At 45.3% G+C, this 23,239-nt stretch carries 34 protein-coding genes; 32 read left to right on the forward strand and 2 right to left on the reverse strand.

Annotated elements, in window-relative coordinates; genetic code table 11:
- Position 1: 1 nt before the first annotated feature.
- From LKX84_RS04615 to LKX84_RS04690, 16 genes are read left to right on the forward strand one after another with little or no spacing between them, the layout of a single operon-like run.
- The gene (locus LKX84_RS04615; protein ID WP_228235938.1) at positions 2-961 is read left to right on the forward strand and encodes a hypothetical protein; all 960 of its coding nucleotides are present in this window, start codon (positions 2-4) and stop codon (positions 959-961) included.
- Positions 961-1,431, forward strand: a complete 471-nt coding sequence (locus LKX84_RS04620) for a hypothetical protein (RefSeq protein ID WP_228235939.1) — start codon at positions 961-963, stop codon at positions 1,429-1,431. Before LKX84_RS04615 ends, LKX84_RS04620 begins: the two co-directional genes overlap by 1 nt.
- A gap of 5 nt (positions 1,432-1,436) precedes the next feature.
- Complete coding sequence (locus LKX84_RS04625) at positions 1,437-1,640, forward strand: hypothetical protein (RefSeq protein WP_228235940.1); 204 nt, start codon at positions 1,437-1,439, stop codon at positions 1,638-1,640.
- Positions 1,641-1,642: 2 nt separating this feature from the next.
- Positions 1,643-1,921: a hypothetical protein gene (locus LKX84_RS04630; protein ID WP_228235941.1), complete on the forward strand. Its 279-nt coding sequence runs from the start codon at positions 1,643-1,645 to the stop codon at positions 1,919-1,921.
- Entirely contained in the window at positions 1,914-2,201 is a 288-nt protein-coding gene (locus LKX84_RS04635) for a hypothetical protein (RefSeq protein ID WP_228235942.1), read from the forward strand. The genes LKX84_RS04630 and LKX84_RS04635 overlap by 8 nt, the downstream gene beginning before the upstream one ends.
- Positions 2,202-2,873, forward strand: a complete 672-nt coding sequence (locus tag LKX84_RS04640; RefSeq protein ID WP_228235943.1) for a hypothetical protein — start codon at positions 2,202-2,204, stop codon at positions 2,871-2,873.
- A complete protein-coding gene (locus tag LKX84_RS04645; RefSeq protein WP_228235944.1) occupies positions 2,873-3,145 on the forward strand; it encodes a hypothetical protein in 273 nt (90 codons plus the stop codon). The genes LKX84_RS04640 and LKX84_RS04645 overlap by 1 nt, the downstream gene beginning before the upstream one ends.
- The gene (locus LKX84_RS04650; RefSeq protein ID WP_228235945.1) at positions 3,142-4,575 is read left to right on the forward strand and encodes a hypothetical protein; all 1,434 of its coding nucleotides are present in this window, start codon (positions 3,142-3,144) and stop codon (positions 4,573-4,575) included. Before LKX84_RS04645 ends, LKX84_RS04650 begins: the two co-directional genes overlap by 4 nt.
- A gap of 1 nt (position 4,576) precedes the next feature.
- Positions 4,577-5,365, forward strand: a complete 789-nt coding sequence (locus tag LKX84_RS04655; RefSeq protein WP_228235946.1) for a hypothetical protein — start codon at positions 4,577-4,579, stop codon at positions 5,363-5,365.
- Positions 5,362-5,976, forward strand: coding sequence for a hypothetical protein (locus tag LKX84_RS04660; protein WP_228235947.1), 615 nt, complete (start codon positions 5,362-5,364; stop codon positions 5,974-5,976). Before LKX84_RS04655 ends, LKX84_RS04660 begins: the two co-directional genes overlap by 4 nt.
- The gene (locus LKX84_RS04665) at positions 5,976-8,282 is read left to right on the forward strand and encodes a hypothetical protein (RefSeq protein WP_228235948.1); all 2,307 of its coding nucleotides are present in this window, start codon (positions 5,976-5,978) and stop codon (positions 8,280-8,282) included. Before LKX84_RS04660 ends, LKX84_RS04665 begins: the two co-directional genes overlap by 1 nt.
- Positions 8,283-8,292: 10 nt before the next feature.
- Positions 8,293-8,583: a hypothetical protein gene (locus LKX84_RS04670; RefSeq protein ID WP_228235949.1), complete on the forward strand. Its 291-nt coding sequence runs from the start codon at positions 8,293-8,295 to the stop codon at positions 8,581-8,583.
- Complete coding sequence (locus tag LKX84_RS04675; RefSeq protein ID WP_228235950.1) at positions 8,583-8,816, forward strand: hypothetical protein; 234 nt, start codon at positions 8,583-8,585, stop codon at positions 8,814-8,816. Before LKX84_RS04670 ends, LKX84_RS04675 begins: the two co-directional genes overlap by 1 nt.
- A gap of 10 nt (positions 8,817-8,826) precedes the next feature.
- Positions 8,827-9,696 (forward strand): hypothetical protein, encoded by an 870-nt coding sequence (locus tag LKX84_RS04680; RefSeq protein ID WP_228235951.1) that lies wholly within the window; start codon positions 8,827-8,829, stop codon positions 9,694-9,696.
- A complete protein-coding gene (locus LKX84_RS04685; protein WP_228235952.1) occupies positions 9,696-10,193 on the forward strand; it encodes a hypothetical protein in 498 nt (165 codons plus the stop codon). Before LKX84_RS04680 ends, LKX84_RS04685 begins: the two co-directional genes overlap by 1 nt.
- Positions 10,186-11,055 (forward strand): phage baseplate protein, encoded by an 870-nt coding sequence (locus LKX84_RS04690; protein WP_228235953.1) that lies wholly within the window; start codon positions 10,186-10,188, stop codon positions 11,053-11,055. Before LKX84_RS04685 ends, LKX84_RS04690 begins: the two co-directional genes overlap by 8 nt.
- Positions 11,056-11,297: 242 nt before the next feature.
- On the opposite strand, the gene LKX84_RS04695 is transcribed toward LKX84_RS04690, so the two are convergent.
- Both LKX84_RS04695 and LKX84_RS04700 read right to left on the reverse strand, forming a co-directional pair.
- The gene (locus tag LKX84_RS04695; RefSeq protein ID WP_228235954.1) at positions 11,298-12,011 is read right to left on the reverse strand and encodes an SOS response-associated peptidase; all 714 of its coding nucleotides are present in this window, start codon (positions 12,009-12,011) and stop codon (positions 11,298-11,300) included.
- Between the two features lie 123 nt (positions 12,012-12,134).
- Positions 12,135-12,383 carry a hypothetical protein gene (locus tag LKX84_RS04700; RefSeq protein WP_228235955.1) on the reverse strand — a complete coding sequence of 83 codons (249 nt, stop codon included), beginning with the start codon at positions 12,381-12,383 and terminating at the stop codon, positions 12,135-12,137.
- Positions 12,384-12,562: 179 nt separating this feature from the next.
- Here LKX84_RS04700 and LKX84_RS04705 point away from each other — a divergent pair, with 179 nt between their 5' ends.
- The 16 genes from LKX84_RS04705 to LKX84_RS04780 all read left to right on the forward strand — a co-directional run bounded on the left by LKX84_RS04705 (position 12,563) and on the right by LKX84_RS04780 (position 23,239).
- Positions 12,563-12,784 (forward strand): hypothetical protein, encoded by a 222-nt coding sequence (locus LKX84_RS04705; RefSeq protein WP_228235956.1) that lies wholly within the window; start codon positions 12,563-12,565, stop codon positions 12,782-12,784.
- Positions 12,781-12,972, forward strand: a complete 192-nt coding sequence (locus tag LKX84_RS04710) for a hypothetical protein (protein WP_228235957.1) — start codon at positions 12,781-12,783, stop codon at positions 12,970-12,972. The genes LKX84_RS04705 and LKX84_RS04710 overlap by 4 nt, the downstream gene beginning before the upstream one ends.
- Positions 12,973-13,107: 135 nt before the next feature.
- Entirely contained in the window at positions 13,108-13,989 is an 882-nt protein-coding gene (locus LKX84_RS04715; RefSeq protein ID WP_228235958.1) for a hypothetical protein, read from the forward strand.
- A gap of 213 nt (positions 13,990-14,202) precedes the next feature.
- A complete protein-coding gene (locus LKX84_RS04720) occupies positions 14,203-14,712 on the forward strand; it encodes a YraN family protein (RefSeq protein WP_228235959.1) in 510 nt (169 codons plus the stop codon).
- Positions 14,713-14,715: 3 nt separating this feature from the next.
- Complete coding sequence (locus LKX84_RS04725) at positions 14,716-15,150, forward strand: hypothetical protein (protein ID WP_228235960.1); 435 nt, start codon at positions 14,716-14,718, stop codon at positions 15,148-15,150.
- A complete protein-coding gene (locus LKX84_RS04730) occupies positions 15,147-15,290 on the forward strand; it encodes a hypothetical protein (RefSeq protein WP_228235961.1) in 144 nt (47 codons plus the stop codon). Before LKX84_RS04725 ends, LKX84_RS04730 begins: the two co-directional genes overlap by 4 nt.
- Positions 15,291-15,396: 106 nt before the next feature.
- Positions 15,397-16,593 carry a Clp protease ClpP gene (locus LKX84_RS04735; RefSeq protein ID WP_228235962.1) on the forward strand — a complete coding sequence of 399 codons (1,197 nt, stop codon included), beginning with the start codon at positions 15,397-15,399 and terminating at the stop codon, positions 16,591-16,593.
- A gap of 2 nt (positions 16,594-16,595) precedes the next feature.
- Positions 16,596-17,513 carry a hypothetical protein gene (locus LKX84_RS04740; protein ID WP_228235963.1) on the forward strand — a complete coding sequence of 306 codons (918 nt, stop codon included), beginning with the start codon at positions 16,596-16,598 and terminating at the stop codon, positions 17,511-17,513.
- A 19-nt stretch (positions 17,514-17,532) separates the two neighbouring features.
- On the forward strand, positions 17,533-18,105 hold the full coding sequence (locus tag LKX84_RS04745; RefSeq protein WP_228235964.1) for a hypothetical protein: 573 nt from the start codon (positions 17,533-17,535) through the stop codon (positions 18,103-18,105).
- A 63-nt stretch (positions 18,106-18,168) separates the two neighbouring features.
- Complete coding sequence (locus LKX84_RS04750; protein WP_228235965.1) at positions 18,169-18,630, forward strand: hypothetical protein; 462 nt, start codon at positions 18,169-18,171, stop codon at positions 18,628-18,630.
- The gene (locus tag LKX84_RS04755; RefSeq protein ID WP_228235966.1) at positions 18,627-19,715 is read left to right on the forward strand and encodes a hypothetical protein; all 1,089 of its coding nucleotides are present in this window, start codon (positions 18,627-18,629) and stop codon (positions 19,713-19,715) included. The genes LKX84_RS04750 and LKX84_RS04755 overlap by 4 nt, the downstream gene beginning before the upstream one ends.
- Positions 19,699-20,220 (forward strand): hypothetical protein, encoded by a 522-nt coding sequence (locus tag LKX84_RS04760; protein ID WP_228235967.1) that lies wholly within the window; start codon positions 19,699-19,701, stop codon positions 20,218-20,220. Before LKX84_RS04755 ends, LKX84_RS04760 begins: the two co-directional genes overlap by 17 nt.
- Positions 20,221-20,223: 3 nt before the next feature.
- On the forward strand, positions 20,224-20,706 hold the full coding sequence (locus tag LKX84_RS04765; protein WP_228235968.1) for a phage holin family protein: 483 nt from the start codon (positions 20,224-20,226) through the stop codon (positions 20,704-20,706).
- Entirely contained in the window at positions 20,690-21,934 is a 1,245-nt protein-coding gene (locus LKX84_RS04770; RefSeq protein WP_228235969.1) for a tail fiber domain-containing protein, read from the forward strand. Before LKX84_RS04765 ends, LKX84_RS04770 begins: the two co-directional genes overlap by 17 nt.
- Positions 21,927-22,652, forward strand: a complete 726-nt coding sequence (locus LKX84_RS04775; protein ID WP_228235970.1) for a BACON domain-containing protein — start codon at positions 21,927-21,929, stop codon at positions 22,650-22,652. Before LKX84_RS04770 ends, LKX84_RS04775 begins: the two co-directional genes overlap by 8 nt.
- Positions 22,649-23,239: a hypothetical protein gene (locus tag LKX84_RS04780; protein WP_228235971.1), complete on the forward strand. Its 591-nt coding sequence runs from the start codon at positions 22,649-22,651 to the stop codon at positions 23,237-23,239. Before LKX84_RS04775 ends, LKX84_RS04780 begins: the two co-directional genes overlap by 4 nt.

Consider the following 23,239-nt stretch of genomic DNA (forward strand, 5'->3'; position numbering starts at 1 on the left):
GATGATAGCACGGATAACGTTCCCTGCCACTGAAATTCGGAAGCAGGCAATTGTCATAAAAAAGCCCACTTCAGTAACGGTGGAAAGCAGCTGGAAGACCCTGACGGACATCGCCGCGATCACATTGGCCCGGAATGTCCGGGACTTTGACAAGCAGAAGGTGTCGGAGATATTCAGGAAAGACGACCCGGTGACCATAGAGCTGGGGTACAACGGGGAATACCAAATGGAGTTCCAAGGGTATATCAGTAAGGTTTCCGCCGACATCCCCATCAAGATTGAATGTGAGGACGAAATGCGGATGGTCATCCGAAGACCCGTCAATGCAAGCTTCCAGAAGACCACATTGAAGGGCCTTTTTGAAAAGCTGTTGCCGGACTACGAAGTGGATGCCCTTGAAGTGGAGATCGGAGCGGTTCGGTTCGCAAAGACAAACATGGGAAAAGTGTTGGAGTTCCTGAAGGACAATTACAGCCTGCACAGCTATATGAAGGGAAAGACCTTGGTGTGCGGGAAGATATATTCCGATGATTCCGAAAGAGACCCGATACTGTTGCACCTCGAAAAGAACGTGGTCAACAATGCCCTGAACTACAAAAGGCGGGAAGATGTCAGGATTCGCATCAATGCGGTGAGTACACTGACCAACGGCCAGAAGATAGAGGTTTCAGTGGGCGATGATGACGGGGATGAACGCCAGCTGACCTATTATGGCATCGAGGTGCGTGCCGAATTGGAAAAATTGGCCAATGAGGATTTGAAAAAATACAAAGTGGACGGTTTTGATGGCAACATCACAACGTTCGGGATACCATACATCCAACATGGGGACAAGGTGACCGTGAAAAGCTTCATCTACCCGGACAGGGAGGGAACCTATTATGTGGAGCGGACAAAAGTGGTGTTCGATGATTCACCACAGTACAGAAGGACGAATGAATTGGGTGATAAAGTGGCATAATGGGGGCATTTGATGAGTTCGTAAGGCTGCTGAAGGAAAAGCAGAAAAGTGAAATACAGCCGCAGATGGTCTGGGCCACCGTGAAATCGGTGGATTGGGAAAAAAGGACAATGGTGGCCACGGGCCTCGTTGACGATCTTGAATATTATGATGTGTTGCTGGGATTGGGGAATACCTATAAAAAGCCAAAACAGGGAAGTAAATGCCTTTTAGGGGTCATAGGGAACCATTCCGCCTTCACCTTTCTGATCGAAGCGGAGAGCGTGGAAGAAATGCTTGTCGTTTCCGGGGAATCGGAAATGACGGTGAAGGAAGAAGGCTTCATCATCAAAAGGGCGGATCAAAGCCTTACCCAAGTATTGAACGACTTCATTGACGAAGTGAACAAGATAGTGGTCATCAACGGAACTACGATAAACGTTGCGGCGGTGAACCTGATTAAACAACGGTTAAATACCATTTTAAAGTGATTTGAATGCCGGATACCAAGGAACAACTGAAACAGAAGATAGAAGATGCCTTCGATGACGAGGCCGACAAAGAGGTGACCGTTTCCGAGGCAAGGGAGCGTATCGCCCAGAAGATCGCCGATGCGGTCGAGGGATATGTAGTGGGAAGACAGGTTCAGGTGACAGGTGTTCAGAACGGGGGCGGAACGGCAACAGGAACAATACAATAACGATGGCCAAGGACTTTTTACTTGATGATGATGGCGACCTTCTGATACAGAACGGTGATTTTGTCATTGGTGACAGCCTTGACCAAGAGGTGCAGGCCGTTTTGGAAATGGCCCAAGGGGAACTAAAGGAAGACCCGGTACTTGGTGCCGACCTTTTCCGAATGGTGCATTCCAATGCGACCGAGGCCGACCTGAAGCAGCGTGTAAAATTACAGCTGGCAAGGGACGGAAAGAATTATGACGAAATAAAGGAACGAATGAGGCTAAGAACGAATGGATAGGGCAATTGTCATACAGAACCAGTCATTATTGGACTTGGCCATACAGGGATATGGAACGATCGCCACGGTAGTTCAATTGGCCTTTGATAATGGTCTTTCGGTGACCGATGAACTGCCTTCCGGGTTCGTTCTGGACTTGCCCATATACGATGGAGCGGATACGGAGGTGGCCGATTATTTCAAGAAAAAAGGGATTGTCCCGGCCACGGAAATCAACCAAGATGTGGAGGATATTCTGGACAATGTTGACCCATGTGATTTGTGTAAATGTTTTTTATAGATGGTAACAGCACTCAACATACTACTTAGCTATTTGACCTGCACCGACCCGGTCATGGTCAACAAATGGAACAACATCTTAGCCAGCTTCTGGCATAAGGATGACGGTCAGGTCATCACCGAAATTTCCACAACACAGACCGAGTTCACGGTCAAGACAAAGGCATCGGATGGAACCGTGACCACTAACACCGTATCCCTCTACCAAGAACCCGACCAATTTCCCATATCCAAGATTACAGACCTTCAAAGTATTTTGGATGCAAAGGTGGATGAAGTGGTAGGAAAGGGGCTTAGCGAGGAAGATTTCACCACGGCCCTGAAGGACAAACTGGACACGCTTCAGAACTATGTCCACCCGGATTCGCACACCATTGGCGAAGTGGATGGGCTACAGGACATCATCGACGATATTCAGGCTTCCCTCAATACGATCAACGACATCTTGACCACCCTTCCAACGAACCAATATAGGCTATGGAACGGCTATAGGCTTTTCAAGATTGCCGGGAACACCGAACTGTTCCCACAGACCGGGGAGGAAGTGCAGGGTCGTGGCGATGGAAGGTACAAAGGTGGGGAGTGGGTACACTTTGAGGCCAAACGTGACCTACCGGATGCACAGGCCCCGGACGATATACTTGATATGAACCTTTTTACATCATACCCATAATGGAAAACTTTTTCACAATAGACCTTGGCGATGTGCTGCTTTTGGCGGCATTGGTTTGGGCCGTTGCCCATTTCAGGAAGGAACTGTCCCAGACCGATGACAACGCCCTTGATGACTATGAGGAATTGAGCGGACGCATAAAGGAACTGGACGAAACTGCCCTAAAAGGGGAAATGAACAAGGATGGTGACCTTGAAGTCCGCACCAAGAGCGGGATATGGCTCACGTCCTTCCAATTGGATTCAAAAGAGAACAAAAAAACGAAACAATGAAAAGAATTGCAGTATTAGCGGTCTTGATGTTGACCTCTTTCTTGGCCATGGGCCAAGCCTCTTTCCAATATCAAAGGCACGGAAAGAAGACCAGTGCGGAAATAGCGTTGATCGATGTGAGCAATACCAATTATGTCTATACGGCCACCGACATCGATTTGGGCATCGAGGTCATCAATTGGTCGGACGGAAATGGATGGATTCCACGGAACGCAGGCGGAGGCGGCATCTATACCGCAGGGAACGGATTGAACCTTTCGGGTTCCGAGTTCAGTGTGGACAGCACAAGGGTCATTTTATTGGACGTGGACAGCCCCTTGACCGGGCCTGCACAAGTTGCGTTCGGAACCAATGCGGCCTTGGATTTGCTTCCAGCCCCTGACGGATATAAGAGATATGAATTTGCTACTGACGGGGTCATTTCGGGCGGTGGTTCCGGGGTCACCGACCATGGACTGCTCACCGGGTTGCTCGATGATGACCACACTCAATATCACAACGATGCCCGTGCATTGGCATGGCTCAATGCACTTTATCCCAATTTGGATACCGATGCCACGGATGACTTCGATGGTAGCTGGGCCAATATTACCGGAAAGCCTGTCAATCTGGATGTGGATTCCACGGATGACTTTGACGGTGTCTTTTCAAGCCTTTCGGGAATTCCTGCCGGGCTTGACGATGGTGATGACGATACCATTGCTGACGGTTCGGAGACCAAGGTCAATGCAGGTTCCAATGTCAATATTACGGGTCTTGGAACTGCCGCAAGCCCTTATGTCATCAATGCAACAGATACCAATACACAGCTAACCAGCGATCAGGTCAAGGATATTGTTTCTCTCATGGTCAACGGGAACACTGAAACGGGTATTTCGGTGACCTACCAAACTTCTGATAAAACCATCGATTTTGTATTGAGTACAGAATACCTGCAAGACTTGGTCGGGGCCATGATATCCGGGAACACGGAGAACAACATCACGGTGACTTACAATGATACCACCGGAAAGCTGGATTTTAATGTCCCGGAAGTCCCTATCAATGTTCCTTCCACTCCATTTGTCCCAACATTGACAGGTTCCGGCGGGGATACCTTTTCCTATACTGTTTATGACGCCAACTATACACGGTCTGGTGATATTGTGACAGTCAACATGTGGCTGACCAATATCACCGGAACCGCAACATCATCCACTAGGATAGGTAACCTCCCATATACATCGGATGGTTATAACGTAATCGGCGACATCCTTGTCGGGGATATTGATGTCAATTTCTATTCCGTTCATGGGATCATGACCGATAATACATCCTACATAACCTTAGGCCTCCAGTCCGCTTATGATGGATCAAACGACACCACACAATCGAACCTTACGTTTTCCAACGGTGACATACGTTTAACCGCAACCTATATAGCCAACTAAGATGAAAAAGTACATCATTCTAATATCGTTATTGATCACGGCATTGACCCATGGACAAGAAGTCCATAGGTGGGGAAATGTTGCTGGTGGAGGGGTTACCAACCTTACCTATGACCCATTGACCCGGACTGTGGAGAGCGACACCGGAACCGATGCGGTTCTTCCATTGGCCACTACTTCCGATCCTGGACTTTTACCAGCTGCCGATAAGGAGAAACTTGACAACCTAACGGTCAGCAATCCGTATGATTTGGACAGCTGGGCCTTTGAAATTTCTGGAATATCATTGCGGGAACTTTTGAGCAATAAGGCGACAAACCTTGTTACTCCTGATAACACAAAGTATCCGACCACTTTGGCCGTATCAAATGAACTGGTCGAAAAGGTTAGTTCAGCGACTGGCCCGCCTACAGGATGGGAGAAAATCGACGGTGTCTATTACAATGATTTTGATAATGAACCATCACCCGCCACACTTCCATCGGGGTACAAGGGCTTTAGGGCAAACCTGCCGCCTGCCAATGCAGGAACCGGGGCATCCGATATACCGTTGGATGGCATCTACTATGGAGATATGTCCGTTGCCAATGCCGCTACCGCATATACCACTGATGCCGCAAAAAGAAAAACAGGGGGGTATGCCAGAATCCTTATAAACGCCCCAAGTCTTCCATCCGTCGATGGAAATTCGACCTATGAAGCTGGGGCCACCTTTGCCGCCAACACTGATATGTATTTGATAATCTGGTTCAGTGGCGTTGAAGTGAAAAAATTCCTATTGGCTAAATGATGAGGATACTGCTGTACATAACATTCCTGTTCACTTCCGTGGCTTTCGGGCAATCATTGGCGGATTTGCAGCTTTTGGCCCAGCAACAGGCGGGTATTGGAAGCGGTCTTTTGCCTCCTCCATTGGAATCCAATGCCAACCCTGAACTGATAACGGACAATGCCGCCGCTTTCCCGCCAGATGAACTTAACGAGGTCGATGGAACTACAGGAAATCTTATCACCCCACAAGTGGCCAGTCTTTCGAGTGTATTCTTGGATGATGGCTACGAAGGGGATTATATGGTTCGTGTTACTTCCACATCGAATAGCGGATACAACCGTGCGGAGCATGTGGCCATTCCGGTAACTTCGAGTACCGTTTATGAATTTGTTCTTGTCTACAAGCACAATGGATTGGGTGCAAGTGGACGATTCAGGGTCAGTGATGGAACAACGATCTTTGAGAACAACGCACTTTCGTCCACATCAATAGTTGAACTATCCGGTGAATTCACTACAGGGGCAAGTGCGACCAACATCACGGTTAGTGTTTGGTGTCAACGACCATTTGCAAGTGCTACCGGGAATGAGGTTCTGGACTACAAATTAACCATAAAGCAGAAGGAATAATGAAAGGCCTTTTTACCCTATTTTGTTTGATTCCAATGATGGCCATGGCCCAAGAGACCATCGACCTGAACAGGATGCGGATTGTAAATGCCCCGGCTTCGCCAACTTGTAGTGATGGCATCCAAAATGGTGACGAAACGGGGGTTGATTGCGGGGGCAGCTGTGCGCCCTGTTCTTCGCTTCCCGAAGTGGATTTGACGTTGGTGACGGCAACGGCCTACGAATTCGATCTGTCAAGCGGCCAAATTGATTTCTGTCTGGATGCGGTTAACACTACGGGCGCAGGAATAACGATCAGCTATTTGGTGAGCGGCACAGGTTCGCCGGGCGTCAACTTTGTGGCCCTTTTAGGAACCATCACCATTCCTGACGGTTCCCAATGTGCATCCTTGATGGTGACCCCTATAAATGATGTTGATGCGATCAACCAGACGGTGACCATAACCATAGGTGATGACGAAGCCTACACTATCGGTGTAAACGATGAGGAAACGGTTACCATAGTGGATGATGATGCGGTTGTATCATCATGCAGTCCCGATCCGTCACCGATCGATGTGGCAAACATTTCACAGCTTTTGGCCCTTTCTCCCGGAGATACTTTCAACCTGACCAATTCCATTGACCTGACCGGGCAGACAATTCCGGCCAATTTGATTTATACAAATTCGGGTGGTGGTCTGTTTTCGGGTTCCAACATTGATTTGAACGGCATGTGCGTGGCCGATGACTTCACCCAGAAGTTTTTGCCATCCACTACCTTTGCCACCGTTAATGAAGAATCCCGTGTAAGTCCGCAGGCTTTTGGTGCCGTTGGCAACGGTTTAGTTGCTGATGACATACCCATCAATACCCTTATAAATTACTTCAGGTACGGTATTGGGGAACCATCATCGGTCTATGTCAAGAACAGCCCTTCCACCTATACAAGAACTGGCGAAATAGACTTTGACTGGAACGGTTCGGAAATGATCGTGACCTCTACCTCAAACTTTCCTATGACGACAGTGTCAACGGGGTATGTGATGACATTCGACAATATCAACGTGATATTCTCCAATGGCAATTTTTCCGGCGGTGACGTTTATGGCAGGGCCTTCAGGTTCAATGGCCAGAACAAGATTCACTTTATCAACAACAATGTCTATGATTGGTATTCCCCGGTCACCATCAGGTGCGTGGCCTTCTATATGGATTTTGACAACTTTGATGTAACTGGCGGTGGGGTTCAGGATATACTCTTTGATGGAAACAACGTGCATGATATTGTGGCCCAAGGTGATGGTAACTATAACAATTCCCCGGCAGGAGTATCCAAAGGATGGTGGTATTCGATTGGAAATGGAACGATGTCGGACACTTCAACATTCTCCATAATCCACCGGAACAATATAGTTTACAATGTGATAGGTGACGATGCCGAAGCTTGGTATGCCATAGGAGGAACGGAGGCTGTTAACCCTAATGGAACATGGCTCATAGAGAATGAGTATTTCTATAACAATACCCGGAGGAACATCAAGGCCAATATTAGCAATTTGACCATCCAGAACAGCACTTTTGAGGAAATTGACAATTCCCTTTTCAATGATGCCCAGCAAATGGGTTCCAATGTGGACATTTTCAGGACACCGTCCGCGAAGGTCAGGAACATCGTTGTACACAACAATGTATTCAAGGCAAGGCCCGGACAGGATTATCACTACCATATGCTTAGTATAACGGAAGCGATCGGTGTCACGATAACCGATAATGAATTCAGCATGACCAAAGTCGAAAACTATGCAGGGCTTCGGTTGGGTTCAGGTACTTCCACCTATACAGGTTATTTGGAGGACATCATGGCATCCGGGAACGATTTTTACAATTGTGGTATCCAGATGCTTACCTATTATGCCCCGGTTGACCAGATTGACATTGGTTACGGTACGATGACCTATGACCCTTCATCCAATGATTGGGGCGCACACCAAGCTGCCATCAGAACCACAAATAGCACCGGGACGGTCGGAAACATAGATTTCCATGATTATACAGTGAACATTTCAGGTGGATCGGCCAGCCTTTTCCATGGATTGATTTATTCACAGGGTGCGAATATGACCAATTTGAACATTACGGATGTCCAGCTGAACTATTCCGGCACGAGCCTGACCAATTCTGTGGGATGGCTCGTGGGCGACTTTGGGGCCAGCAATAGCATCATAAACTTGACTACAACCGGTGATGCTACCCCGACATTGAACATAGACGGGGCAGGTTCTCCTACTATATCAGGTGATTCACCAACAATAATCTTTAACTAAAAAAAGTACAATGACACAAGAAATCAAAAAACCTTTTCAGAAACCATCAGACAAATCCAATGGGGAATGGCGATGGATCATTGGATTCCGGGCATTGGGGGCCTTAATGTTCATCATTGCAGTTTACCTTCCTGCCAAAAGCCTTTTGGTGGAAAGTATGGAGACCATCAAGATAGAAAGTACTAGGGCTTGGTTCTTGGGCATAGGCTTTTTCTTGGTTTGGGGAGGTGGCATTTTTGGCTTGGTAGCCAATAATTTAGGTAAACTCTTCAACTCATATATTGAAAAATTCACCAAGTAATGGAAGCCTCAATGACCAAATCTTTTATCGTAACACTTATCTGGGCGGCAACTGCCCCGGCCTTCTTTAGCATCATGGTGAGCATCGCAGCATTCATGTACTTTGTATCGATGCTCTACTACAATGTAGTGCAAAAGCACCACAATGGGTCTTGGAAGACATATTTCAGGGCCATTGCCTGCGCCATGGGCAAATCATTAAAATCAATTTTAAGGCGATTTAAACGCCGATAACAGCAAAGCGATGGAAATACCTACCATAGATGAGATAAAGCAGCAAATTTTGGCGGAAAAGGCCAAATACAGTAGTTTGGACGAAGCGGACAGCACGAGCAAAACGGCTTTGTTCAATCTATGGGCCTATGTGGTCGCTGTGGTGCATTATGTGCTTTATCAGTTCTTCCAGCTGTTCGTCAGCGAAGTGGACGAAAAGATACGGACACAGAAAGCGTTCAATGAGTACTGGTACAGGGAAAAGGCTTTGGAATTCCGTTATGGCCATCCATTGGTCAAAAACGGTTACATCGCCGAGTATTTGGATGATGGCTATACCGAACAGGAGATAGCCGATTCCAAGGTGGTCAAGCGTGCAGCTGTCATAGAAAGGGAGGTGAATTCAAGAACCATCCTGTTCATCAAGATGGCCACAGAGAACGGTGATGGTGAACTTGAACCATTGAACGATGACCAATTGACATCATTGGAAAGTTATTACAGAACGATCAAGACAGCCGGGACAAAGGTTGTCATACAGAGCGACCAACCTGATGACCTTCGTTTGACAGTGGACTTTTATTATGATCCCTTGGTACTTACCGAATCCGGTGCAAGGATTGACGGAACCGATAACACTCCTGTGCAGTCCGCCATCAGGAACTATCTGAAGAACCTGCCATTTAACGGGGAGTTCAGTGTGAGCGAATTGGAGGACATCCTACAGGGCCTTGAAGGCTGTTCGGAAAGGGAGGCCATCATCAAATCAGCGGAATCAAGCTTTGGTGTGGTAATTAATTGGCAGCCCATTGAAAGTTTTGTGATCGCGGAAAGCGGTTACATGACCATATCCGATGCGAACCTGACCATCAACTTCATTGCAAAAACCGTGACCACCTGATGTACGAAAGCATCTTCAATATCGACTTCAACAGATTGATCGGCCTTTTGGTTCCGATCAGGCGCAGAAAGCCCAAGATGCTGCATTGGCTCATGGCATTGAACGCACCTGTGATTGAACTTTATAACAGGTTTTTGCAGTACAGGGCCTCAACGCTCTACAAATTGAACTACACCCCGCAGGTGTTTTCGATTGAGAACGTGCTGAACGATGCTTTTGACCGCACACAACGAAGGATTTACATCGAGGACGGTGAATATACCTTTCCGGTCTATTTCTACGACAGGAACGATGACAGGCCTGTGCGTTTCCCTGATAGGGGCGAAGATGGTGCAGTGAGGTTCTACGACCGAAGCAGCCTTTTGGTCAGTGATGTGGATTTTACTGTTGTACTCCCACAGGGCCTTGGTCTTTCCAATGCCGAAATGATACGGTTGAACGCACTTATTGACTTTTACAAACTACCTGACAGAACACATACAGTTACCTATGGATAAGTATATAGCACAAGGGGCGGGATTCCCTGCTGACAACGAATTTTTGATGATGATACAATCCATCATCGGCGAAATCGCACAATTGTCCTCGATTGGAGGCGAAAACTTCATCCTAAAGGGATGCGAACTGGTAGGCGGAAATGTGTCCGATGGCTGGATGGTTCTTAGAGGCGAGGTCGTCAGGTTCACAGGTGGGCCGTTGGGCGCAGAGGTGCATATCACGGAACAGGTCGATACCGCAAGCTACTTGGAGGACATCAACCCGGTGGATGGTCAAGGGGATGAAAAGGACGCTTATTTCACCAGAACGGCCAGTTTTGGCAATACAGGTGAATCTGTGACCGATTGGGCTGACCTGAAGCGCATAAAGCCATTGATTGAGATTCAGAACGCCATAACACCAGTGGGGGCCATAGTGATGTGGGCAGGCACCATAGGTTCCATACCAGATGGATGGGCCTTGTGCAACGGTGCCAACGGAACGCCAAACCTTTCGGGAAGGTTCATAGTTGGATATGATGCAGGGGATTCCGATTATGATGCATTGGGTAAGACAGGCGGCGCAAAGAATGTAGTCTTGACCGAGGCCCAAATGCCGCAGCACAACCATCCGGGAAGTACCAATGCTGCTGGTGCGCACACGCATGGATTCCAACTAAGGGAGGATGGGCAAGGCGTAGGTTCTGGGCCATCATTGACCAAGGACACAGAGGGCAATGATGAGGGCTATAGGCAATTTGTCACTGCATCATCAGGTTCCCATAGCCACTCTATTTCAACAAACAATAAAGGTGGGAACCAACCCCACGAGAACAGGCCACCATACTTTACTTTGGCCTATATACAGTATAAGGGGGTTTAAACCTATTTTAAACACCATTAAAACCTTCCTTTTTGCCATGGAAGTTTGCCTCTCTAAGGGCAGTCCGAAAGGGCTGTCTTTAGTTTTTTGTGTACAATTTGTTTTACTTTTATGTATTATTTGATTTCCCGATTATACACATGAGGCGTAAAAGTTATTGCAGTCTATTAGTGCGTACATGGAGTTGGAATTAATCCCAAAATTAGGAAATAATCCAATATCCATAAATGGCTGTTGATAACTTAGAAAAGGGTCTGTAACTCTGGATAGTCCACCCTGTCAATGGCAATACTGTTGTTGGTGTCTATTCCCCGCTTGTAAAGATCCCGTGAAACTGGATAGGCTTCTATTTCTTTTGTGGTAAAGCCCACTTTCATAAGTTCCTTTATCCCCAGCTCGTGGAGGTCGGGCGAAAGCCAATCATTTTCCCAATGCTCGTCCAATACCAACGGTTGCCTTTTCTTCTGGTTGTGTATGAACTCAAATTGTTCATTGGCCGGCATAGTCAATATGGTGCAGCTATAAAGGTCTTCGTCAAGTTCAGAATAGATCCCGGCAAAGGCGAACAGGGCATCGTCAAAGTAATGGCAAAAGTATGGATAGGATATGTTGTTATGGAAATGCGGCTCGAAGAGGCCATCCGCTATGATAAGGCACCGTTTGTCGTGGATGGAATGTTTGAAGGTGTTGGAGGTGAAAACCGTTTCGCTCCGGGCGTTCAACGTGTTGTACTGCTTTAGGAAGCCGTCTGGGTCATCCATACCGAAAGGAGGGACATAGCCCCACATTGCTGGCAGGATCTCGTCAGGGGAATCCATGGGGATGATGTAAAGGTTGCCATGGGTAAAGCCGTTGAGGTGGTGGTAGGGGGTGAACTCAATTTGATCTTGAACTTCGGCCCCAAATCTTTTTTCCAACTCTTCGGGCTTCTTTCTAAGGGAGGTCGAGAAGCACATAAAAGTATAGTTTGTCGGTGACCTAAAGATAACGAATTACAGCGTTTTTGGGGAGGTTTCTTTTTCGGGTGGCTGTCTTGACCGTGTCGGGGTAAATTGATTGTTCAGGACGCTGTATTACGCTTACGTATTCCATATTGGGTTTGTTTGTGGAGGCAATTTTAATATATCGTAGTTGGAATAACCAAATATTTTAAGTTCTTTACCTGTGCCGACACGATATCCGTTATTATCATAGTCAACAATTTCAATTACCACATTGTCATCTACTACAGCTTTTACACTTGCTAGAATTTTGGATGACACTAAACCAATATATATAGTATCACCTTGTTTTAATGTTAGCTTTTTCTTTTTAAAGACTTGATCCATTTTCTTCTGTTTTAGTTTACCTCCAAGATACTCAATCCCATAATACCACTATTACGGATTCCCGTAAAAAAATGGGGTCGGGGTGGGGGCATGGTTGGGCGATATGTATATATATAGCACTTAATGTCACCCTGCGCAATTTTGTATTGTGTTGAAAGCGTGTTTGTTACTGTTTTGTGGTGTTTTTGGTGGAAAACGCCCAAAATGGAGTGGAACGGAGTGAAGTGCAGCCGTTAGGCGAAACGCAACGAAGCGGAACGGAATGGGCGTTGATCAGTTTTATTCCACCACTTTTTTCAAGGTCCGGTCTCTCTCTTTATACCCTATTCTACCATTGGCCAAGCAGACGAACGGAACGGAATGGGAACGGAGCGGAGCGAAGTGGGAATGAAGTGCAGTGAAGGCAGCGACCCCTCCCAGTGGAATTGGGGACTTGGAGCCGTCAGGCGGAAAGGACACTGTGGAACGACCAGGAGGGGGACAAAACAATGAACTAAAAAAGGGTATAGCCATTGCTTACTCGGACGCAGAGCCGTTTGCCGTGATTGGGTTGGATGGTCTCTGGCTCCGCCACCTGCATCCCACTTGATGATATAGAAAACTTCTATCAAAACTATAGCTCCCATAGATTAAACTCATGATTACTATAGGAAATAACCAATTTGGATTGGTTATACATAGTGATTATATTTGTAAACACAAAAAAAATTAACTAATATTTAACATGGAAAAGTGGTGGGTGCTTAGCCCAGAAGAAGAAATCGTCTTGCAGGCGAAACTAAGGGAAGTCTCAGAAAAGTATAGGGATCATCGTAGGAACCATAGGAAAAGGATCAAATCACATGAGATGGTAGTTGAAGAGATTGGCGAGCGTATTAAGGGCTTCTATGCAGGTAAGGAGACCGTTAGGATAGAAAACCTGTCATCCGACTTAAGAGTGAACTGGGCCGCGGCGTTCGATGGGGTTGGTGTCCTACCTGTAAAGGTTACTATCCACAAGCAAAGGAAGACGGTGATAAATTACGGTTCCCTTCCCTTCCGTATGGATAACTTGGAGGAAGTTACTTCACGACTGTACCACCAGTTCAACGGCGAACCCTTGATTAAAGGCAGTTTTGAAGTTATGCAGGTCAAGGTTCCCAAACATCAGAAGGGCTATTACCATATACTTCCCATGTTGAAGCGGACGGGCCTACAGCTCCGATACCTTAACCCTGATATTACTTTAAATGAACTGGATGACTACCTATCCCACCTAATGTCTTGTTATGCACTTTACTTGCCCGCTGAGTGGCATGTACACAAAACCCATTTATTGACAGAGGTAATGCAGATACCTTTTGGCGAAATAGAGCCTATGACCACCAAGATCAATACACTGTGGAACCCTGATTATGATTTGACCGTTTCGGAAAGGAGGTCGATACTCCTAGAGTTAAGGCAGAAGGCCAAGGGCAACAAAACACTTCAAGACCTTCAACAACTTTATATAACTATGGAAGGCCCGACCCAAAAACAAATGGCAGAAGTAAGCGGAAAAAATATAAGAACCATTAAACGGTACTGGGGCCAAATCGTGGAAAACCAAACACTTCTAGCGGCATAATGGATAGTGAACCCCTCGACCTTTCGAATTGGGATGACTGGTTCTATATATTGGCCAAGTTCCCAAAAAGGCTACCACTTAAAAGAAGGCTGAACATACCACTCCCCATCAGACCCATCCCTACCGAACAAAGACTGAAAATAATAGACCTGATAAGATCATCAGATTTGGTGATTGGGGTCGATGCCAAATTACTAACTAACCAAAAATAAAATGATTGACTACACGCAGACCAACACACTAAAGAAAGGAACCATAGGAGAAAAGCTTTGCAAAGAATGGCTTGAGAGCGAACATGGTTACGCCGTATTCAGCACGGACACCAAATGTCCACATGACATCGACCTCATAGCAACCAAGAAAGGTGAGGATTATATTTTTTGCGAGGTGAAGACGAAATGCGCCCGCGAGCATTACCCTGACACGGGCTTTGATAAAAACGATTTCGACCATTATGTGCAGCTTTCCGAAAAGCACAATGTAAAGATCTTCCTGTTTTTCACGGATGAATGTGGGTGCACCATTTATGGCCAATGGCTATCCGAACTTCAAAAAGAAGTAACAATTACCCATGGTCACAAAACTCTGTCCTATCCTTGGTTCCAGTCATCAAGTTGGGGAGATATAGTTTACTTCCCCATGGAGGCCATGAAGACCATAACCGATATTGAGGAAGAAACCTGTTTCGAACTACAACAGCTTACCAAATCTAACTATCACTAAACAATGACCGACCTAATCAAAAAAATTGCCGCAAAGTTCCCCAAGACCTACAGGGAAGACATAGAGCAGGAGCTTTTCATTGAGTCTTGCGAATGTGAAAAACGCTTTGACCCCACAAGAGGGACCACTTTATTCTCCTTTTGCTATCCCTCACTCTTTTACAAGGCCTTGCACTGGGTAGAGGAGCAAAGGAACTATTTGGCCGTTGGGGATGAATCTTATAGGCTTGACCGTCCCGAAACTACGGAACAGGATATGGACCCCGTTGCACGGTGGAAGAAACTTGACCCAGTGGAACAATTGATTTACCGTCTCAAACATTGGCGGGGGATGTCATTGGAGGAAATCGTACAAGAGTTTTCCGATGTCATAGGTATAAAGTCCCGCAAGACATTGTCCAAAAAGCTTATCCAAATCAACCAAAAACTGGACCTATGACCACAAGCAAACAGTATTATATAGCAATTGCCATTTTATTCTTGGGTGTCTATGTAAACCATTGGTTTTTCACCGTTCCCTTTGTCTTGATAGGGTTGGGGTGGTTTATTTCGGTTGTGAGGGTACTTTTCAAAAAGTAACTTATTACCCATTCCTTCCCATTTTTCCGCATATAACTATGCAACCCTTTCCTATGTAGTTGGGGGTAGGTTTTCCCATAATTTTCCTGCCCCCTTCCTTTTTAGAATGAACAAAGCAACCATTTACATCTCTGGAGTTATCGGGCATGATACGACCCTATTGGATGTCATCCGCCAGTTTAAGTCCTACAAGGAAGCCGATGAGGTAGAGGTTTTGATCAACAGCCCAGGCGGGAACGTTGACCAAGGCCAAAGTATTTATTCATACCTCAGAAACCTTGGTCTTCCCATTACCACATTTGCAGAGAAAGCCTATTCGATAGCAGCTTCAATTTTCATGGCTGGTGACAGGCGGATTGTAAAAGAAGGTGAGAAGGTATTAATGGCCCATATGCCATTTGCCGATAAAGTGAGCGGTGGAAGTTCGGTACTTGAAGCGTACAGCAAACAGCTAAAGGAGATTGAAAAGAGCTTTGTGGACTTCTACAGCATCTATCTGGAACTAGACAAGAACACTATAAGGAACCTTTTGGAATCCGAAATCTTCCTTTCCTCAAAGGAGGCCATTGAATTGGGTTTTGCACACGAGGAAACGGCCCCACTAAAGGCGGTGGCCTTCTACGAAACCGAAAAAACAGTAAAAAACAATATGACCATAACAGATACACTGGCAGCCATTGCCAAAAAACTGAACATAAAAACAGATGCCCAAATAGTCGCTTTGGTAATCCAAGACGTGGCAGGCGTCGAAATCAATTTCCCTGACCTAGCCGATAGTGATAAACCAGAAGTTGGAAGCAAAGGCGAGATTGACGGTAGCCCTGCAAGCGGAGAGTTTGTAATGTCCGAAGGTGAAACCTACATATTCGAAGCGGGGGAGCTTATCGAGATCAAAGAACCCGTGACCGAGGAAGAAATTGTTGCCGAGGCCCAGATTGCCGAAGTCTCAAAATGGGAGTTCTCAATTGTCGAAGAAGCATTTGAACTGGGAACACAACTGCACTATAAACCTGAAGAAGGCGAAGACCCTGTTACGGTCCAAGCTGGGGAATATGAGTTGGAGGATGGCCGCAAGGTATTGACAGATTCCGACGGTATTATCAGATTCATCAAAGAAAAAGAAGGTGAAGAGGCACCAAGTCAAATTGATGCCCTCATGGAGAAAGTCGAAGCCCTCTACGGTAAAAAACTTGCAGACCAAGAGGCCGAGATAGTGGCTTTGAAAAAACTTATCGGGACCGCCGATATTGAAATTACCGAACAGGTACAACAAAAAACAAAAACAGCTAATTACTTAAGATAAAAATGAGTTATAACGTATCATCATTCAACGATTATATAGGCCGTGAGGCCAAGCCCTTGACCAAAGCCCTTTTCATGGGCGACAATACAGCCCTATTCTCTAGGGTAATGACCAACGTTAAAGGGTCTGTTTCCGTTCCCCATATCGGTGGGGAGGCAACCCTTCAAAAAGGAACCTGTCCAGCTTCCTCTGGAACTACCCCTATAACTGAAGTTATTCTTGCAGTTACCCCTTTGGTCTTCCAAGAGGAGATTTGTAGCGACGACCTACAGGATAAATTCCCAAATACTGTGTTGATGGCAGGAAGCCATACAGAAGGCGACCAACCAAAGGAATTTGAAGAAATCTATATCGACCAAAAGGTGTCTTCTATAGGCAAGACCTTGGCCATGACCTACTGGCAGGGAGACGTTTCAACTGGTTCCTATCAGTTGTTCGACGGTTTCATCAAGAAAATCGATGCGGGAAGCCCTATTGACGGTAACACATCTACAGCGACCACATTGACCAAGGCGAATGTTTTGGGATTGGTCGAGGATATGATCACAGAGGCACCTGTTGATGTTCAAGAATCCGACAGGTTTGTGGTCTATGTAGGGATTGACACTTTCAAAAAGTATATCAGCGCATTGAAGGCAGCCAATCTTTACCACTTTGACCCAGCCAACAAAAAGAACGTCTACCCAATTGAGGAATTCAACGCCACTTTGGTAGGTGTTAGGGGATTGAACGGAACCAACAGGATGTTTGCCGGAGATGCCTCAAACTTCATTTTGGGCAATGACCTGCCAGAGGATGAGAACGTGATGAAGGTCATCTATGACGAGCCTAGCGATAAAACCGTGTTCCGTAGTAAGATGAAGGCGGGTACTACCATGGCCAACATTGATGAGATAGTTGAATTTACCCTTTCTGCCTAACCCTTAACCTACTTAGAAAATGGCATGTACCAGTAAATTGACCACCGACCTTTTAAATGATTGCGCCACCGTCCCAAAAACGGGTTTGGCCGCAAGTTCAAAGGCGGTCCTGATCAATCAGGAAGATATAGACCTTACCAGTTCAACATCAACTGGGGCACAGATTACCGATTTGGTGCTCAACAGTGGTACAACTGGTTATAAGTTGGAGTACGTCAAACAACTTGCTTCGACCAATTCCGAGTATGCACCTTCCACAGATGCAGTAAGTGGCTTTAAACACAACTTCCTAGGCCGTCTACTTGTTGCAACAAACGATAATGCCGAGAGGTCACAAGAGCTGGCCAATGGCAGATATGTTGTTGTGGTTGCTACCCCATATGGTGGTGAGGATAAGTATAAGGTCTATGGATGGGAGAACGGTTTGGAAGCCTCCGAGATGATCTACAATGTGGATGAGAACAGTGGGGCAATAACCTTTACCCTGACCACTCCAGAGAATGCCGTGGAGCCATATTTATATATGACCTTCTACGAAACTGATGACGCGACCAGCAAAACGGCCTTTGACAGCCTTTTTGCCTCTGTATAATTTTTGGTTTTTTATAGTTATTGATTGGGGCAGGCGGGTTTTTCCTGTCTGCCTTTTTTTATTATGAACGACTTTCTATCCAAACCCTCCGATAAGTTAACAAAGCAGGACATCAAACAGCTCCTAGAACTGCACCAAAAAGAGTTTGGTTCACAGTTTTGCACCTCATGCCAAGGGGAGATTCTTGAAGCCTTCAAAAAAGTAAAATCCATTTATATGATAACAGATTTTGAGTTAGTGGGGTTGAACCCATATTACCGAATCAAAATAGGCGAAGCAGGCACCATTTCAAACAGTCAGATGACTAACGACCTGGCTATTAAATTTTTAAAGGTTGCCCCTAGCAGGATAAAACTTTTTTCCAGATACCCCGATAATTGGGAGGAATTATTGGGCCAAGGGAAACACAAAGTTTCAAGGGAAGAACTGGAGGCCAAAAAGTATAATGAACTGGCAAAGGAGTACCCCGATCATTTTAAGATAGGAATGAAGAAAAAGGAACTCATTGATAAAATCCTTGGATGAAGCTCACTTACACAGAATATAAGAACCCCATAACCGAGATACAGGAAGACAAGCGCAATGATATTTGGACATTCGGGCTTGACAATCAATTGCCCAAGCTTATCCATGACCTCATTACACAATCACCCACGGCCTCGACCGCTTCCAGATTGGCGGCAAAGGCAATATTAGGGGGTGGTACTGGTCAAGAGGTACAGTTAAACAAAGAGCGAAGCATTGATGATGTACTTAGCATAGCGGCCGATCAGATGGTGGATATGGGCAATATCTATTTCAGGCTGGGATTCAATGGCGAACTCAAAGTAAACAGTATCAAGGTCATTCCACAGGGCAAGATCAGAAAAGGTAAAAGTGATGATCTTGGTTTTTCGGGTTTCTACCACTTTGATAACAAAGAATTCAATGGAAAGAAAGGCGAGGCGGTCAAGATCCATGCCTACAACAGTTCCAAAGAGGCAATTGAAAAGCAGATCGAGAGCGTTGGGGGAATCCAAAAATGGAATGGCCAGATTTTGCACGTCAAACTTGACCATGGCAACCATTACGCGCTCCCGATGTGCTACCCTGTCCTTCAGGATATGCTCACAGAAGCAAACAGCGCATTATTTAGGGCCAACAACACCCAAAAGGGCTTTCTCAACAACAACCTTTTGATACTGCCGCAACTATCCAATGATGAGGCAAACGAAAAATTTATAGGCCAGTTCAAAAAACTTGAAGGTGCCCAAGGATCAGGCCATAATCTACTGTTCCAAAGTGATGCAGGAGTCGAGGATATAGCCAAGCAGTTCCTACTGGCCCCCTTGAACAGCCAACCCAACGATAAACTATTTGAATATAGTGACAGAAAGGCCGAATCCAACATTGCCAAGGCATTCCGCATCCCACAAATACTGATAAACCCACAAGAAAGTGGCCTTTTTGGCTCTTCCGGTGAACTTCTCAAGGCAGCAAAGCAATTTCTTTTTGAAAGCTACACCGAAGAGCGAAGCCTTTTGATATCAAAACTTAACATGGTCCTTAAGAACTGGCACGAGCCTTTAGAACCCATCAAAATAATCAATCCTTATGTTAATAACAGTTGAGGAGTTCATCCTTTACGAAAAATTGCCCTTCGATAACAGGGTAGACATCATCCAGAAGCAGGAAAAGGCAATAGAGGGCGGGCAAATGGACTTTCAGAAAGTGGCAGGAAATAGCCTGTATTTTGACCTGCTTTCAAACAAGAACGCCCCAGAGTTCATTTATTTGATGATTGGCTCCAATTTCATTGTGGATGGTATCCAGTATACCCACCCAGGAGTAAAAAAGGTGGTATCAAAATTTGCCTTTTCAAGATATGTGTACGACATCAACACAAATCACACGGCTTTTGGGATACAGGAACGAGTAGGGGAGAACAGCCAAGCTGTCCACTACGCCAAAATAAAGGAGATAAGCCGACAGGCCCAAGTTGATGCCAGCGATATGTGGGAGCTTGTTGAACTATACCTAAAACACCTGCCGGAAGATACCGAGACCAAGAACATTACCACCAGACCACAGTATAAGGATGCAGTGTTTGGCAATTTCAAATACCGCATACTGTAAACAATGACCTCGGATACTAGTATCAAATATTATTTCTTTAAAGTTTTCGCCTCTGTGGAGAGTTTCATTTTGCCCTTGGTGGCGTTTTTTGCGCCTGTACAAGGCATTTTATTAACTGTGGGGGCATTCATCTTAGCGGACACATTAACAGGTATCTGGAAGGCCAGAAAACAGGGTCAAAAAATCACATCCAAAGGGCTTAGTGCCATCATTTCAAAGGTGCTGCTCTATGAGGCTGCCGTGCTGCTCTCTTTTTGTCTTGACGTGTTCATTTTAGGGGATATCCTGCACGGGATTATCGGGGTCGAACAGTTAATAGTTAAGGTCACAAGCCTTGTACTTGTCTACATCGAGATAAAGAGCATAAACGAAAATTACCATGCTGTTAAAGGAGTTGACCTGTGGAAAGAATTCAAACGATTGTTGAGCCGCACAAAGGAGATTAAGGATGAAATAACCAATATTACCAATGGCAACAATAATTAATACGGTCTCAGATACCAAATTCAGCCTTAACGGAACAACTTACGGCAAGATTTACCAACCGCTTGCCCAAGGTACTGAACATCTAAGCATTGTAAATGTCTATGATACCAGCCAAAAACTGCTTAACTCCACCCATTACAGTGAGTTTACGGTTAATGGCTCTTCATACCTTTCTCAGGATACATTGATCAGTGCCTTGATCCTTGTAATTTTCTCCATAGCTGAGGTTGGAGGCTCTGGTGGAGGTTCTTGGGGTGAGATCACTGGAACATTGAGCGATCAGGGGGATCTTCAAAGTGCTTTGGATGGAAAGGCCAGTACTTCCCACTCCCACACATTTACAAGCATCACAAGTAAACCAACCACATTAAGCGGGTACGGGATTACAAATGCCTATACCAAAACAGAAAGCGATGGGAGGTATTTACAGAATGAAACCTACGATACTCCTAATGAACTATTAACTGCAATTAAAACAGTTGACGGCACAGGCTCTGGTCTTGATGCCGACCTTTTAGGCGGTATAGCGAATGCAAACTATGCAAGAACTGATATTGATGAAACATTTGATGGACAGATAGATGTCAATAATATAAGATTCTCACCTAGTTCTTCTTTTGCAAATGCCAATGATTTTTCAACCTTTATGACAGGGGATCAATCATTGGTCGCAATAAGCCATACCACTGGGTCTACAAATTATCCTACCGAATTTGGACATGCGCTGATAGTTAGGGGAACTACTGATAATAGATCTTTTTCTTTATGGAAAGCAAACGGGGACAATTCTATTTTCTATGTAGGTAATTATAATGAATCACTATCTGATTGGCAATGGAATAAATTATGGCATGAAGGAAGTGATGGTACAGGTTCTGGTCTTGACGCAGATCTTTTGGACGGGTTCAACAGTTCCACGTCAGGAACTGCCAATACAGTGGCGATTAGGAATGCTAGCGGTCAATTATATGCAACAGCTTTTTATGAAAGTTCCGACAAGAGCCTAAAAGAGAACATTGAGTATTTGACCCCTGACTTTGTAAAATTCAACTTTAAGGAGTCCCCTGACCAACTTAGGTATGGGGTGATAGCCCAAGAAATTGAAAAATCCTATCCAGAACTGGTAAATACTAATGCTGAAGGTCTAAAATCAGTTAATTATATCGACCTTTTGGTTTTGAAGGTTGCCGAATTGCAAAAAGAGATAAACCAACTAAAAAATGGCTAGATCGACCAACGCAATGATAACCTTCAACGACCTCAAATACATGGTCGATAATGAAGGTTACAGGGCCAAAACAACAATCCCCACAAGTACAAAGTGTTTGACCAAATCAGCACTAGAAACCTATAGCTATATTTATACTACAGGGTTTCCTGTATATGTAAGTAACAGGCTAGTACCCTATAACCATATACATAGGGGCCTCTATGTTAGTGCCCCTGCGGAAATAGAAACCTTCTCCCCAGCTCAATCATTTCCCTTTGACCTTGAAGTTGAAGGGAATTGGTCAATAAGTGATGATAGCAGTTGGATAAGTGTATCCCCGTCAAGTGGTGAGGATAACCAAAGCGGGATAACTGTTAGTTTGACCTCAAATGGAGGCAGCGCAAGGATTGGTACCATTACCGTATATGCAGTAGATGCCGACCAGTACTATTATATTGAAATAACACAGCTTGCCTCAACAGGTGTAACAGTTGACCCAATAACCTTGGGTTATTCAAATGTTGACAGTCAAGATGCATGTTTGGATTATGCTTCTGCCCCCTCGACTTTTTATATTCAGGATGGCAGGACATTCTACACAACCAACTATATATATGTGAACAGCCCAGGCACTACCCATATGCCTGCTGGTTGGGTTTCTAATGGTACCGATGCAAGATATTGGACTGGTTCCAACTTCACTGCCCAAACCCCATGTGTGCCTGAAGAACTATGAGAAAAGGAAAGATTTGGCTTGAAAAGATGAAGGAGGTTTTGAGTGATATTAATACTTCCTTATTGACTGATCTCGATCTCTTCTATCTGGTCAATGATAGCCTAGAGCCTAATCACCGGATTTCTAAATCTTATTGGGAATTTCTCAAGTCCCCCAACCAAGAACACGAAAAGAGCATTAGCCAACTTGAATACCTGACTGAAGAGGAAAAAGAGGAGTTTCTAAGGGTTCTCAACGTTGGCAGGGTCAAGCAAAAGGTAGAACTCACCAAACGGGCCTTTGACGACAAAAAGAAAAATGCATACCCATACCTCTGGGGGCTTGAGAGGAAAAACTCCCATCTCCAGTTAAAACAAAACCTCTCCATAAGCCACAGCCCAACAATCAATATACAGGCTTCTAATGCCATTGACAAGGATATAATAGAACAACTATTGAATGGCAACACTACCATAGACCTTAACCCCAAAGATTACGAAGTAATTGACCAACAAATACCAACATACAACGGCCTTTCGGAAGATAGCCACCTTGAAGAACCGCCTACGGATCATACAGGGGGGCAAGGGAGCGGGCAAGACAATTAG

The organism is Allomuricauda sp. M10, assembly GCF_020782875.1.
In the GTDB taxonomy this organism is placed as follows: domain Bacteria; phylum Bacteroidota; class Bacteroidia; order Flavobacteriales; family Flavobacteriaceae; genus Flagellimonas.